General features: G+C 62.8%; 15 protein-coding genes. 10 read left to right on the top strand and 5 right to left on the bottom strand.

Annotated features, from left to right (window positions below):
• Positions 1 to 45: 45 nt before the first annotated feature.
• Complete coding sequence (locus ACIPZC_RS24875; protein WP_241802958.1) at positions 46 to 1,008, bottom strand: alpha/beta hydrolase; 963 nt, start codon at positions 1,006 to 1,008, stop codon at positions 46 to 48.
• Between the two features lie 173 nt (positions 1,009 to 1,181).
• Here ACIPZC_RS24875 and aroC point away from each other — a divergent pair, with 173 nt between their 5' ends.
• From aroC to ACIPZC_RS24860, 3 genes are all read left to right on the top strand, one after another.
• Positions 1,182 to 2,273 (top strand): chorismate synthase, encoded by a 1,092-nt coding sequence (aroC, locus tag ACIPZC_RS24870; protein ID WP_400630144.1) that lies wholly within the window; start codon positions 1,182 to 1,184, stop codon positions 2,271 to 2,273.
• 291 nt (positions 2,274 to 2,564) lie between these two features.
• Positions 2,565 to 3,716 carry an MFS transporter gene (locus ACIPZC_RS24865; RefSeq protein ID WP_241803395.1) on the top strand — a complete coding sequence of 384 codons (1,152 nt, stop codon included), beginning with the start codon at positions 2,565 to 2,567 and terminating at the stop codon, positions 3,714 to 3,716.
• 5 nt (positions 3,717 to 3,721) lie between these two features.
• Positions 3,722 to 4,258 carry an oxidase gene (locus ACIPZC_RS24860; protein ID WP_400630142.1) on the top strand — a complete coding sequence of 179 codons (537 nt, stop codon included), beginning with the start codon at positions 3,722 to 3,724 and terminating at the stop codon, positions 4,256 to 4,258.
• A 116-nt stretch (positions 4,259 to 4,374) separates the two neighbouring features.
• Here the strand turns inward: ACIPZC_RS24860 and ACIPZC_RS24855 are convergent, their stop codons facing one another.
• Positions 4,375 to 4,647 carry a DUF3509 domain-containing protein gene (locus ACIPZC_RS24855; protein ID WP_012313353.1) on the bottom strand — a complete coding sequence of 91 codons (273 nt, stop codon included), beginning with the start codon at positions 4,645 to 4,647 and terminating at the stop codon, positions 4,375 to 4,377.
• Between the two features lie 268 nt (positions 4,648 to 4,915).
• Between ACIPZC_RS24855 and ACIPZC_RS24850 the strand changes: the two genes are divergently transcribed.
• Together ACIPZC_RS24850 and ACIPZC_RS24845 are read left to right on the top strand one after the other, a co-directional pair.
• On the top strand, positions 4,916 to 5,440 hold the full coding sequence (locus ACIPZC_RS24850; protein WP_400630140.1) for an ankyrin repeat domain-containing protein: 525 nt from the start codon (positions 4,916 to 4,918) through the stop codon (positions 5,438 to 5,440).
• A gap of 59 nt (positions 5,441 to 5,499) precedes the next feature.
• On the top strand, positions 5,500 to 6,030 hold the full coding sequence (locus tag ACIPZC_RS24845) for a hypothetical protein (protein ID WP_349976094.1): 531 nt from the start codon (positions 5,500 to 5,502) through the stop codon (positions 6,028 to 6,030).
• Between the two features lie 58 nt (positions 6,031 to 6,088).
• On the opposite strand, the gene ACIPZC_RS24840 is transcribed toward ACIPZC_RS24845, so the two are convergent.
• Positions 6,089 to 7,027 carry a ZIP family metal transporter gene (locus ACIPZC_RS24840; RefSeq protein ID WP_400630138.1) on the bottom strand — a complete coding sequence of 313 codons (939 nt, stop codon included), beginning with the start codon at positions 7,025 to 7,027 and terminating at the stop codon, positions 6,089 to 6,091.
• Between the two features lie 127 nt (positions 7,028 to 7,154).
• Between ACIPZC_RS24840 and ACIPZC_RS24835 the strand changes: the two genes are divergently transcribed.
• The 4 genes from ACIPZC_RS24835 to ACIPZC_RS24820 all read left to right on the top strand — a co-directional run bounded on the left by ACIPZC_RS24835 (position 7,155) and on the right by ACIPZC_RS24820 (position 10,499).
• Complete coding sequence (locus tag ACIPZC_RS24835) at positions 7,155 to 7,349, top strand: PLDc N-terminal domain-containing protein (RefSeq protein WP_400630136.1); 195 nt, start codon at positions 7,155 to 7,157, stop codon at positions 7,347 to 7,349.
• Between the two features lie 148 nt (positions 7,350 to 7,497).
• A complete protein-coding gene (locus tag ACIPZC_RS24830; protein ID WP_400630134.1) occupies positions 7,498 to 9,570 on the top strand; it encodes an LTA synthase family protein in 2,073 nt (690 codons plus the stop codon).
• Between the two features lie 184 nt (positions 9,571 to 9,754).
• Positions 9,755 to 9,991, top strand: a complete 237-nt coding sequence (locus ACIPZC_RS24825) for a hypothetical protein (protein WP_241802966.1) — start codon at positions 9,755 to 9,757, stop codon at positions 9,989 to 9,991.
• Between the two features lie 175 nt (positions 9,992 to 10,166).
• Positions 10,167 to 10,499: a ribonuclease E inhibitor RraB gene (locus ACIPZC_RS24820; RefSeq protein WP_241802967.1), complete on the top strand. Its 333-nt coding sequence runs from the start codon at positions 10,167 to 10,169 to the stop codon at positions 10,497 to 10,499.
• A gap of 58 nt (positions 10,500 to 10,557) precedes the next feature.
• On the opposite strand, the gene ACIPZC_RS24815 is transcribed toward ACIPZC_RS24820, so the two are convergent.
• Entirely contained in the window at positions 10,558 to 11,358 is an 801-nt protein-coding gene (locus tag ACIPZC_RS24815) for a c-type cytochrome (RefSeq protein WP_400630131.1), read from the bottom strand.
• A gap of 526 nt (positions 11,359 to 11,884) precedes the next feature.
• Between ACIPZC_RS24815 and ACIPZC_RS24810 the strand changes: the two genes are divergently transcribed.
• On the top strand, positions 11,885 to 12,619 hold the full coding sequence (locus ACIPZC_RS24810) for an amidotransferase (RefSeq protein WP_400630129.1): 735 nt from the start codon (positions 11,885 to 11,887) through the stop codon (positions 12,617 to 12,619).
• A gap of 32 nt (positions 12,620 to 12,651) precedes the next feature.
• Here ACIPZC_RS24810 and ACIPZC_RS24805 read toward each other — a convergent pair whose 3' ends face one another.
• Positions 12,652 to 13,623, bottom strand: a complete 972-nt coding sequence (locus ACIPZC_RS24805) for a magnesium and cobalt transport protein CorA (RefSeq protein WP_241802970.1) — start codon at positions 13,621 to 13,623, stop codon at positions 12,652 to 12,654.
• Positions 13,624 to 13,659: the final 36 nt, after the last annotated feature.

Raw genomic sequence — 13,659 nt, 5'->3', positions numbered from 1 at the left:
TCGGCCGTATCGCCCAGGACCTGAGGCCATTGTGCAGCGATCTCCTCAGGCTGAGGGCAACTGATGAATGAACGTCACCACCCGCTGACCCAGCTCACGGGCCAGCGGCAGTTCAGGGTTCAGGTAGCTGTCGCGCTGTTCGCTCATGGCTTTGGGGCTGATGCGCAGCATGTGGTTCATGCCGTCGATCAGTACCAGCTGGGCATCGGGTTTGGCCGCCTTCAGGCGTTCGGCATCGGCCACATCGACCTGCACGTCGTTGCGGCCCTGGATGATCAGCGCCGGCATCGGCAGGCGGGCGAAGGCCTTGGCCGGGTCCTGGCGGAACAGTGAGATCAGGTAGGGCTGCACGCTGGGGCGGAAAACCTGACGCAGGGGCGCGGGGACATCCAGGCTGGTCTGCCCGGCCTGCAGGCGGTCGAGCAGGGCGCTGGTGCGGGCCAGTTGCGCGGGTGGCATGCGCTGCGCCAGTTGCTCGCGCAGCACATCGGCGATGGGCCGGCCGCTGCCGGCCAGGGTGATTACCGCGCTGGCGCCGGCCTGCTCGGCGGCCAGGCTGGCGATCAGTGCGCCTTCGCTGTGGCCGACCAGTATCAGCGGGCCAAAGCGCGGGTCGGCCTTGAGCTTGCGGCTCCAGGCCACCACATCGGCAACGTAGCGCTCGACACTGAGGTTGCGCTCATCGGGGGTGGCCGGCAGGCTGGCGGCGACGCCGCGCTTGTCGTAACGCACGCTGGCAATGTGCTCATTGGCCAGCAGCAGCGCCAGGCGCTTGAGGTTGTCGATACGCCCCGAGGCCGGGTTGTTGCCGTCGCGGTCGGTGGGGCCGGAGCCGGCGATGATCAATACCACAGGGGGTGGGGTGGCCTGCTGCGGCAACAGCAGGCTGCCATGCAGCACGCCCTGGCCTGTGTCCAGGTCGATAGGGCGCTGCAGGACGGTGGGTGAGGCTGCCTGGGCAAGGCCGGTGCACAGCAGGAGGAACAGGGCGACGAAGCGCGGCATCATGCGGTACTACAATGGGGAGATGTGGCGTTTGACCCAATGTTCGTGGGAAGGTTCGGCAGATGGCATGGCGATGATCGCTTCTCGGCGGCAGCCGGTGACAGGGCGCTCACAGAGCGGCGTTCCATCTGTATACTGCTGCTCTCGTCAATTTCAGGCAGACTCGCGGAGCGTCCATGTCCGGCAATACCTACGGCAAGCTGTTCACTGTCACCACCGCTGGCGAAAGCCATGGCCCGGCGTTGGTCGCCATTGTCGATGGCTGCCCTCCGGGCCTGGAACTCTCCCTCGCCGACCTGCAGCACGACCTCGACCGGCGCAAGCCCGGTACCAGCCGGCACACCACCCAGCGCCAGGAACCGGACGAAGTGGAGATCCTCTCCGGCGTGTTCGAGGGCCGGACCACTGGTTGCTCGATCGGCCTGCTGATCCGGAACACCGACCAGAAGTCCAAGGACTACTCGACGATCAAGGACCTGTTCCGCCCGGCCCACGCCGACTACACCTACCACCACAAATATGGCATCCGCGACTACCGCGGCGGTGGCCGCAGCTCGGCCCGTGAAACTGCCATGCGCGTGGCGGCCGGTGCCATTGCCAAGAAGTACCTGGCCACCCAGGGCATTCAGGTGCGCGGCTACATGAGCCAGTTGGGGCCGATCGAAATCCCCTTCAAGACCTGGGATTCGGTGCAAAACAACGCCTTCTTCAGCCCCGACCCGGACAAGGTGCCAGAGCTGGAGGCTTACATGGACCAGCTGCGCCGCGACCAGGACTCGGTTGGGGCGAAAATCACCGTGGTGGCCGAGGGCGTGATGCCGGGCCTGGGTGAGCCGATTTTCGATCGCCTGGACGCGGAGCTGGCCCATGCGCTGATGAGCATCAACGCGGTGAAGGGCGTTGAAATCGGTGCCGGCTTCGCCAGCATCGCCCAGCGCGGCACCGAGCACCGCGACGAGCTGACCCCTGAAGGCTTCCTCAGCAATAATGCGGGGGGGATTCTGGGCGGTATCAGCTCGGGCCAGCCGATCGTCGCCCACCTGGCGCTCAAGCCGACCTCCAGCATCACCGTGCCGGGCCGCTCGATCGACGTGGACGGCAACCCGGTCGATGTCGTCACCAAAGGCCGTCATGACCCGTGCGTTGGCATTCGCGCAACGCCGATCGCCGAGGCGATGATGGCCATCGTGCTGATGGATCACCTGCTGCGTCACCGGGCGCAGAATGCCGAAGTGAAGGTCGCTACTCCGGTTCTGCGCCAGCTCTGATTCGACAGTACCGGCCTCATCGCCGGCAAGCCGGCTCCCACAGGGATCGCGCCAGCTTTTAGAAGCTGAGCAAGACAGCTGCCCCGCAATGTCCAGCGGGGCCAGCTCTGATTTCACAGTGCTGGTCCAGTGGGCCCAGCTCAGGTTTCACAGTGCTGTCCCAGTGGGCCCAGCTCTGATTTCACAGTGCTGTCCCTGTGTGGCCCAGCTCTGATTTCACGTGCTGCCCCAGTGGGAGCCGGCTTGCCGGCGATAGGGCCGGTACAGGCACTATCCCTTTCTGGCTGAGCCCTGATGACTGCAATCCCCTACTGGCGCCTGTCCAGCTTCTACCTCTTCTACTTCGCTCTCCTGGGTTCGACAGCCCCATTCCTGGCCCTGTACTTCGACCACCTCGGCTTCCCCCCGGCGCGTATCGGCGAGCTGGTGGCCATCCCCATGCTGATGCGCTGCGTCGCCCCCAACCTGTGGGGCTGGTTGGGTGATCGCAGCGGCCAGCGGCTGCTGATCGTGCGCCTCGGCGCGCTGTGTACCCTGGCCACCTTTGCACTGATCTTCTTCGGCAAAAGCTATGCCTGGCTGGCGATGGTCATGGCCCTGCACGCGTTCTTCTGGCATGCGGTGCTGCCGCAGTTCGAGGTGATCACCCTGGCCCATCTGCACGGGCAGACGGCGCGCTACAGCCAGGTGCGCCTGTGGGGTTCGATCGGTTTCATCCTCACCGTGGTCGGGCTTGGGCGATTGTTCGAATGGCTGAGCCTCGATATCTACCCGGTCGCCCTGGTGACCATCATGGCGGGCATCGTCGCGGCCAGCCTGTGGGTGCCCAATGCCCAGCCGGTGGAGCAGGGCGAGCGGCGCGGCGCGGGCGGCTTTCTGCGCCAGTTGCGGGCGCCTGGGGTGGTTGCCTTCTACCTCTGCGTGGCATTGATGCAGCTCAGCCATGGGCCTTACTACACCTTCCTCACGCTGCACCTGGAACACCTGGGCTACAGCCGCAGTGCCATCGGCCTGCTCTGGGCGCTGGGAGTGGTGGCCGAAGTTCTTGTCTTCATGGCCATGAGCCGCATCTTCACGCGCTTCAGTGTGCAGCAAGTGCTGCTGGCCAGCTTCCTGTTGGCCGCCCTGCGCTGGCTGCTGCTGGGTAACCTGGCGGGCGAGCCGGGTGTGTTGGTTTTCGCCCAGGTGCTGCACGCGGCCACGTTCGGCTGCTTCCATGCCGCCTCCATCGCGTTCGTCCAGGCCAGCTTCGGTGCCCGTCAGCAAGGCCAGGGCCAGGCATTGTATGCGGCGCTGTCGGGCACCGGCGGTGCGCTGGGGGCATTGTATTCGGGCTACAGCTGGAAGCTGCTGGGCCCCACGTTCACCTTTGGTATGGCCAGCGCCGCAGCGCTTGCGGCAGCCGTTATCATTGCCACTCGTTCGAAATCGACCAGGACCTGACGCTGATGAGCATCCTCTGTGTATTCCACCCGTCCAGCCCGGCCTTGCCGAACAAGGTATTGACCCACCACGACGACATTGCCGCAACGTTGGCAGAGCAGGGCGTGCGTTTTGACCACGCTGCGCTGGCGCTGCGCATTCGGCCAGGCAGCAGCGAGGAAGAGGTGATGAGCACCTGCCGCGAACACCTCGACCGGCTGATGACTGCCCAAGGCTGCACAGCCTTCAGTGTGCTCAACCGCGACGGTGCCGACCCGGCGCAGGTCGACTTGCGCGATGAGCATGTGCATGACGTTGACGAAGTGTTTGCCGTGATTACAGGCCGCGCCCAGATCGGGCTGCGCCTGGGTGACTATGTGTATGCGCTGGTGTGTGAGAAAGGTGACCAGCTGGTGATCCCGGCAGGGAGCCGGCGCTGGGTGGAGCTGGGGGATAATCCGTTTTGCCTGGCACTGCGTGTGTACACCAGTGAGCAGGGCGTAGAGCCACGCTTTACCGGGGATGAAACAGCGCGGGCGTACGCAGGTATCGACGAGTTCTAGTGTCCGCTCCGGCCCCTCGTGGGCAAGCCTGTGCCTACAGAAACCCCGCCATCCCTATGGGCAATGCAGTTTCTGAGGGCGCAGGTTTACCCGCGAGCGGCCGGTGCAGACAAAACTCAACGATAGGTCGGCAGCGCGAACCGCTGCTGGCTTTGCAGCATCGAAATTACCGGCAATTCACTGGCTTGCTCGGCCAGGTCGCGGCGGATGGCGCTGATCGCCCAGGACAGCTGTTCGGCGCTGTGCAGTTGCCCGTAGGTCAGCACGCGACGGGTAACCCGGCCATCAGTGGCGCGCAGCGTCAGCAGGATGCCGCCATCGGGGCGAGGCTGGGTGGTGACCTGGTAGGCCGAGAACACCGAGACGAACTTTTCCTGAATGAGGTCCATATCAACTCCTGACTGATGTGTGGGCAGACGTGAGTTGATAATTGCAGTGACCGTGCCAAACCTCGATCTTAGAAAAAATCCTTTATTTTCAGCGCTTTAGGTGAATCTACCGAAAGGTGGTTCCGTGCAGGCTGCATGGTCGTGCATTTTGCACAGTGCATTTTGCACGAGGTGGTCGATGCCTATCGACGCTATAGATTCTGAACCTTTGACCTGCTTGGCTTGCCTGACAAACACTTGGGCAATCTTTTCTGCCAGGAGGTTCCAGATGTCTGAACAACAAGCACCCGCCGCCATGACCGATGACGAGACCGCAGCGTTCGCCGAGCAGGTCTTCGAGCGTGCCCGCCAGGGGGATGCCGAAATGCTCGAGCGTCTTCTGGCCAGTGGCTTGCCGGCCAATCTGCGCAACCATAAAGGCGACACGCTGCTGATGTTGGCCAGCTACCATGGCCACCATGATGCGGTTCGTGTATTGCTGAGCCATGGCGCCGACCCGCTGGTTGCCAACGACAACGGCCAGCTTCCGATCGCGGGTGCTGCGTTCAAGGGTGACCTCGCCATGATTCAGCTTTTGCTGGACCACGGCGTGCCGGTCGACGCCGCTGCGCAGGATGGGCGTACCGCGCTGATGCTGGCGGCGATGTTCAACCGTGTAGAGATTCTTGACCACCTGCTGGCCCAGGGGGCCGACCCGGCACGCCAGGATGCGCGCGGTGCCACTGCGCTGATGGCGGCGAATACCATGGGCGCAGCCGACACCGCTGCGCGCTTGCAGGCGCTAGCCGGCTAACTGCCTGGGGGCGTTTGCGGCTATCCTTGGCGACTTTTCACCCGTCGCAGGCCCCCTTCATGAAAAACCAGTTGCTCGAATTCATCAGCCTGATCGGCGCCGGCTGCATGCGCGATGAAGACATCGAGCGCATCGCCGACGAGGCCGCGCAGGCCTACGCCGACCCCGCTGCCTTCCTCGCCGCCAACCCGGACATCAATTACGACGACAGCTTCCCGATCCCGCTGGGGGAGTGGGTAGTGCTCGGCAGCCTGCCGGATACCGTGGTGTTCCAGGCCGACAGCTATCAGGAGCTGTTCCAGCACATCTGCGGTTCGTTCGACAAGAGCGTACCGTTCACCCTCAAGCCCAAGCAGCTTGCGCGTACCGAGCCGTTGACGGCGCTCAATCGCATCCAGGTGCAGATGGCCGCGTTGAACAAAGAGGCTGGTGGTTATGTGCTGCTCAACTTCAGCCAGTTGCTCGATGATGAGCTGCAGGTGGTGATGGTTGGCCAGAATGACCTGGCGCGGGTGCAGGAACTGGGGGCTGAGCTGGGGATCAAGGTAGAGCCTGCCTTGGAGGCGTTGAAGGTCGCTGTTCACGTCTGACGTTCAGGGCTGTGGCCACCGGCCCTATCGCCGGCAAGCCGGCGCCATCCTGCGCTGTTCAACCCAGCGCAGTATCCAGAAACATCATCACCGCAAACCCGCCCATCAGCCCCAGCGTGGCCGCCGTCTGATGCCCATTGCGGTGAGTCTCGGGTATCACCTCGTGAGACACCACGAACAGCATCGCCCCTGCCGCCAGCCCCATGCTGATGGGGTAGGCGAGGGCGAAACCAGTGGAGATCCCCAGCCCGATCACCGCGCCCAAGGGCTCCATCAGGCCCGAGCCAATCGCCACCAGCGCGGCCTTGAAGTTGGACAACCCGGTCGCACGCAAGGCAAGCGCCACCGCCAACCCCTCGGGGATGTCCTGAATGGCGATGGCGCTGGTCAGTGGCAGGCCGACCGTCATGTCGCCATTGGTAAAGCTCACGCCAATGGCCATGCCCTCGGGCAGGTTGTGCAAGGTGATCGCCAGCACGAATAACCACACCCGGCTGACGCGCTCAGCCTGGGGGCCGCAGGGGCCTGTGCTTTCGTGTTCGTGTGGGGTGAAGCGGTCGAGCCCGAGCATCAGCAGCACACCCAGGCCCATGCCCAGCACCACGGTAAAGGCGGCGGCCGGGCCGTTGCCGGTAATTTCGCCGGCAGCCTCGAGCCCCGGCAAAATCAGTGAAAACGAACTGGCGGCCAGCATCATGCCCGCCGCAAAGCCGAGCATCACGTCCTGGCTGCGTGCGCTGACATCGCGCAGCACCACGGCCAGTACAGCGCCCAGCGCCGTGGCACCGAAGCCGGACAGCCCGCCGAGCAGCGCCAGGTGCAGGTTGTCGGCATGTTCGCCGTTGACGGCGTTCCAGAAACTCGCCGCCAGCAGCACGATGATCGCCAGCAAGCTCACGCCCAGGCCCGCGCTGAGCCACGGCGTGTTGGCTGCCTGCTGGCGCCAGGCACTCAACAAGGAGTGCGAGGCGGGGGTTTGGGTCTGTGCTGGGGGCATGCGAACCTCGAATCTGTGAATGCTTGCAGTCTATCCAGTGACAGGCACGGCAGGCCAAGGATTCCCTTCTATCGACGTGATAGCTGACTATGCCCGGCCACAGTGACGTTACAACGGAGTTTTTGCCATGGGTTCGACGTTCAACGGGCTGGTTGGCCTGATCATTCTGGCGCTGGATATCTGGGCAATCCTCAATGTGATCAAGAGCGGCACCAAGCTGGGGGTCAAACTGCTGTGGATCCTGCTGATCGCCTTGCTGCCGGTGATCGGCCTGGTGATCTGGGCCATTGCCGGCCCCAGGGGCAGTGTCCGCCTTGGATAGGGGCATTTTGCTGGCGCAGACAAAACCAGCAACAGCCTCGTGACAAAATTTTCACATTGGTTTAAAGAGAATCCGCACCCGCACAATGCTGCGTTGGTCTAACGCCGGCGCCATCCCGCAAACACGCAATCCTAGGATCTCCCCATTCATGGCTAACACGGATGCCTTGAACCAACAGGGCGCGCGAGCCTTTTCGCCGACCTTGAAATCGCACTTGGCCTATACGCTGTTGTGTGCCCTGGTGATCATGCTGATGCTCAGCCTGGTGCGCCTGGCGCTGCTGGTCTACAACAGCGACATGATCGGCGACACCCCTTACTCCACCGTTGCCGAAGGCTTCTTCAACGGTTTGCGCTTCGACCTGCGCGTGGTGGTGTACCTGAGCATCCCGTTGTTGCTGGCAACCCTGAGCCCATGGGCCATGGCCCGGCGTGGCCTGTTCCGCCTCTGGCTGACCATCACCGCGAGCGTGGTGATGTTCCTCGGCCTGATGGAGCTGGACTTCTACCGCGAGTTCCACCAGCGCCTCAACGGCCTGGTCTTCCAGTACATCCAGGAAGACCCGAAAACCGTCATGAGCATGCTCTGGTACGGTTTCCCGGTGGTCCGCTACCTGCTGGCCTGGCTGTTCGGCACCTGGCTGCTGAGCCTGGTGTTCAAGGGTATCGACCGCCTGACCCGTGGTGTCGGTGGTGATGGTGTTGCGGTGCAGCGCAGTGTTGCACCGTGGTATCACCGCCTGGCCGTGTTCATGGTCATCCTGCTGGTGGCAGTGGCTGCCGCCCGTGGCACCCTGCGCCAGGGCCCGCCGATGCGCTGGGGCGATGCCTTCACTACCGACTCCAACTTCGTCAACCAGCTGGGCCTCAACGGTACCCTGACCCTGATCGACGCTGCCAAGAGCCGTTTCGGTGAGGATCGTGCCAACATCTGGAAGCCGGTGCTGGAGCAGGACCTGGCTACGCAGACGGTACGTGAACAGCTGCTGACCCCCTACGACACGCTGGTCGATACCGACGAGGCTCCCGTGCGCCGGGACTTCGTGCCGCCGGCCGAAGGCACCTTGCCGATCAAGAACGTGGTGGTGATCCTCATGGAGAGCTTCGCCGGCCATTCGGTAGGCGCTCTGGGCAGCCCGAACAACATCACTCCGTACTTCGACAAGCTGGCCAAGGAGGGGGTGTTGTTCGACCGCTTCTTCTCCAACGGTACCCATACCCACCAGGGCATGTTCGCGACCATGGCCTGCTTCCCCAACCTGCCGGGCTTCGAATACCTGATGCAGACCCCGGAAGGCGGGCACAAGCTGTCGGGCCTGCCGGCGCTGCTGAGCGCTCGTGACTACGACGATGTGTACGTCTACAACGGTGATTTCGCCTGGGACAACCAGTCCGGTTTCTTCGGCAACCAGGGCATGACCACCTTCATCGGCCGCAACGACTTCGTCGACCCGGTGTTCTCCGACCCGACCTGGGGCGTATCCGACCAGGACATGTTCGACCGGGGCCACGAAGAACTGGCCAAGCGTGATGGCAGCAAGCCGATCTACGCGCTGCTGCAGACGCTGTCCAATCACACGCCGTATGCCTTGCCCAAGGACCTGCCGGTGGAGAGGGTCACAGGCCAGGGCCGCCTGGACGAGCACCTGACAGCCATGCGCTACTCCGACTGGGCGCTGGGCCAGTTCTTCGAGAAGGCGCGCAAGGAGCCGTACTTCAAGGACACCTTGTTCGTCATCGTTGGCGACCATGGTTTCGGCAACCACCAGCAGGTCACCGAGCTGGACCTGGGCCGCTTCAACGTGCCGCTGCTGCTGATCGCGCCGGGTATCCAGGAGAAGTTCGGTGCGGTCAACCACACCGTGGGCACCCAGGTCGACATCGTGCCGACCATCATGGGCCGTTTGGGTGGCAAGGCACGGCACCAGTGCTGGGGCCGCGACCTGCTCAACCTGCCTGAGGGCGACCAGGGCATTGGCATGATCAAGCCGTCGGGCAGTGAGCAGATCGTTGGCCTGGTGCAGGGTGACCGCATCCTGATCGAGTCCAAGGACATGACACCGCGCCTGTACCGCTACCAGCTGGGCAGCGAGTTCAAGGCCGAGCTGATCGAAAGCCCGGACCAGCCGCAGATGCTCAAGCAGCTCGAAGCGTTTATCCAGACCGCGACCAAGAGCTTGCTCGACAACACGGCTGGTGTGGTGCACGGCACACCGAAGTAACCTGCCAAGGGGCCGCTCTGCGGCCCATCGCCGGCAAGCCGGTGCCATGCACCGCTGCATCTGCATTGCCGGTTCGCCAGGCTGCGGCCACCACTGGCTGCAAATGACTGAACAATTCCCCGGGCCCATGGTCAAGCATTAACAGGCGTCACCCCCGATGTTCTCTGCTTGAGAGGGCTATTCAATGAAAGAGTGGGAAGTCATCTTTGCCGACCAGAAAGGCGAGCCAACCACATTGCTGATGCACGGCGAACAGTGCCCCAGCGAGGAAGAGGCAGCCCGTGCCATACGTTCGCATCTTTTCCCGGTCATGGATGAGCTGGACCTCAACGACTTCCAGGACCGTGCCCCATCCCCCACCGCACGTTGGCTCAAGGAGCAGAACGGCGTGGTCATTACCCGTATCCAGGAGTCTTCCTGACCCGCACGGTTGGCGTGGCGCCGCACCAGGCACTACGCTAGTGGGAGGTGTTGGCCTGTTCTGCGGGGCTGCACCTGTCAATTCGCGTCTTGCATCAGCTCGAACTGCACGGCAATGCCGGCAGGTGCGTAGTGCACGGAAAGTCTATCCCTTGCTTTATTCAGGAGGACGATTCATGAGCAGCCAGAACGACGATATCAGCAGCAATGTCCTGCGTCAGATGAAAGCTGGCGGTTTCGACTTCAGCCGTATCCACCCCATCGAGTTCTACGCGGTATTTCCAGATGAAGCCGGCGCGCGACGCGCGGCCGGGCAGTTTCGTGGTGAGTCGCTCAATGCTCAGGTGCGAGAACGGGATGATGGTGTGTGGCACCTGGAATTGAGCAAGATCATGTATGCCACCTATGGCGGTATCGGCGACTTCGAAGAGGCCTTCGAGCAGGTCGTGTCACCCTACGGCGGCGAGGTCGAGGGGTGGGGCGTCAAGCAAGAACGGCCGATAGCCTGAAACCCACCGGGCTGCGTTTGCAGCCCGACCCAGTCGCCGGCCTGCCGGCGATTGGCCTTCAAGGCCTGCGCTTGGCCATATGCCCCAGGTAAGCCAGCAGGGCATCCAGTTCCTTTTCACTCAACACACTTTCGGCAAACCCCGGCATCCGCGCCTGGGGCCACTGCCTCAGGCTTTGCGGGTCGCGAATGTACTGGCGCAAGAACCCGGGCTGGAAGTACTCGGTCGGGTTATGCGGCACGTTCAGGTCCGGGCCGAACTGGGCATCCCCCGCACCATTGAGCCGATGGCAGGCCAGGCAGTTTTGCTGGAACAGGGCAAAGCCCTGGCGCACTGGGTCTTCGGCCGGCAGCTTCGGGTCAGGCAGCAGTGCCGGGAAGCGTTGCTCCACCGTCGCCAGGCGGCGGATCGTGGCAATCTGGAATGGCCATTGCTCAGGGCGGATGCCGCTTGCCTGCGGTGCGGTCCACACCAGGTAGAACGGCCCGGCGCTGGGTTTGCCCTTGCCCAGTGCCGGCCACGGCGCGGCGGGGTCCTCGATGGCCAGCCAGGCGCGTGCCGGGCCCTTCTGCAGCAACGGCGCGGCCGGCATTTCGGCCGCGAAACCGTCCAATGCCACGGCCTGCAGGTGATCATCTGCCTGGACGCCTTGCAACAGCGTGGCCAGCGGCACAGCGCGGTAACGCATGGGCCGTTTGTAGGACACGTCCTGTTCGATGTTTATGTCGCGTGCTTGCGGCATGCGCAGCAAATCGGCGCTGTCCAGGGTGCGCGATGTGCCATCGAGTTCCAGGTGCAGTTGTGCCGCCTGCAGCGGCAAGCTGAGAAAAAGGGCTAGCAGGGCAAAAAACAGGCGCATAGGGAGGCTCCGACCGTCATGGCCGGCAGGTTACCTGTGCGTTGCCCCTTGAGGCCACAGCCATCGTCATCCGAACAAACGTGTCAGGTTCGGCAAGATCAACAGCAACGTCGTGGCGAATAAGATGAGCCCAGCTTGGCGAATTTTCGATTGTCTGAACATGGCGGACCGCCTTCTTGTTGTTATTCCTGAATACCCGTTGGCTTCCCTGTCGCGTTTCGGGTCGATCACCGCAGCGTGCCTGCACGCTTTACCACTGACCTCTTTGAATCGATATACAACCAACAGTAGGGTGAACGTCATCCATGTTTAAGAACCCTTTGTTCTATTGACCTTGCATACTGATTGCCCGATGGCATGAGGCAAAAAGCCAGCCCTCTGACACGCTCTGGCTAGACAGGGGCGCAATACCCGGCGCCTATCCGACAAAATGTGACCGTTCGTCAGTGCAGCCTACTTGCTTGTACGTGCCTTTCACGGCAGTCTCTACAGCTGATTCCCACCCATGTCGTTCAGGACTATCCCTATGTCGTTACGCATCTGCATCCTTGAGACCGATGTCCTGCGACCGGAGTTGACCGCGCAGTACCAGGGCTACGGCAGGATGTTCGAGCAGCTCTTCTCGCGGCAGCCGATTGCAGCCGAGTTTTGTGTGTACAACGTGATGAACGGCGACTACCCCGCCGACGACGAACGTTTCGATGCCTACCTTGTGACAGGCAGCAAGGCGGACTCGTTCGGTTCAGATCCATGGATCCAGACCCTCAAGGCGTATCTGCTCAAGCTGTACCAGCGCGGCGAAAAGCTGCTGGGTGTGTGCTTCGGCCATCAGCTGCTGGCGTTGACCCTGGGTGGCAAGGCCGAGCGGGCTGACAAGGGCTGGGGCGTGGGCATCCACCGCTATTCGCTGGCGGCACATGCGCCGTGGATGGACCCTGAGGTGTCCGAGCTGACCCTGCTGATCAGCCACCAGGACCAGGTCACCGAACTGCCTGAAGGCGCTACGGTAATCGCCTCCAGCGATTTCTGCCCGAACGCGGCGTATCACATCCGCGATCAGGTGCTGTGCTTCCAGGGGCATCCGGAGTTCGTCCACGACTATTCGCGGGCCTTGCTCGATGCGCGTCAGGAATACCTGGGGGATGAGGTTTACCACAAGGCGGTGGCTAGCCTGGCCACTGAACACCAGGGCGACCTGGTCGGTGAATGGATGATGCGCTTCATCCAGCAGCCAACCAAGGCCAGCGACAGCGCTGCCTGATGCACAGGGGCTGCAAACGCAGCCCCGACACGCTACAGCCAGCCGGAGCGCTTGAAGCTGGCGAACAGCCCGGCGCATCCCAGCCCGATCACCCCCAGCACCGCAAAATACCCGTAATGCCAGCCAAGCTCCGGCATGTTCTGGAAGTTCATCCCGTAGATCCCGGCAATCGCCGTGGGGAATGCCAGAATCGCCGCCCACGCTGCGAACTTGCGCTGCACGATGCTTTGCCGCCGTGACTCAAGCAGCATGCCAATCTCGATGGTCTGGCTGGCGATGTCGCGGATCCCGACCAAATCTTCCATCTGCCGCGTCACGTGGATCTGCACGTCGCGAAAGTAGGGGCGCATGTTCTTGTCGATGAACGGGAAGCTCAGCCGCTGCAGTTCCTCGCTCACCTCCACCATGGGCGCCACATAGCGGCGCAGGCGCAGGATGTCGCGGCGCAGGCTGTGCAGGCGGCGGATGTCGTCTTCGAGCAATGAGCCGGTGAGCACACTCTGCTCCAGCTCTTCGATCTCGTCATGGATGGCTTCGCTGACCGGTTGGTAGTTTTCGGTGACGAAGTCCAGCAGTGCGTAAAGCACGAAATCTTCGCCGTGCTCCAACAGCAAGGGGCGCGCCTCGCAGCGTTGGCGCACCAGGGCATAGGATTTGGAGTGGCCATTGCGGCAGGTGATGACGTAGCCGTTGCCGGCGAAGATGTGGGTTTCGATGAACTCCAGCTTGCCCTCATGGCGCACGGGCGAATAGGTGACGATGAACAGCGCGTCGCCGAAGGTTTCGAGCTTGGGCCGGCTGTGTTTCTCCAGCGCGTCCTCGATGGCCAGTTCGTGCAGGTTGAACTGGCACTGCAGGTTGGCCAGTTCCTCGGCATTGGGCTCTTCCAGGCCGATCCAGACGAAATGCCCGGGCTTGCGTGCCCACTCGCTGCCCTCGTCGATGCTGATGTTGGTGACTTTTCTGCCGGCGCTGTACACCGCCGATGCCACGACGCGACCCATGGTTATCCACTTGTTTGGTTGCACACGATGTACAGC

Source organism: Pseudomonas sp. NPDC089743 (assembly GCF_044748785.1).
Classification (GTDB): Bacteria; Pseudomonadota; Gammaproteobacteria; order Pseudomonadales; family Pseudomonadaceae; genus Aquipseudomonas; species Aquipseudomonas putida_X.
This window is presented reverse-complemented; position numbering and strand designations above follow the sequence as displayed.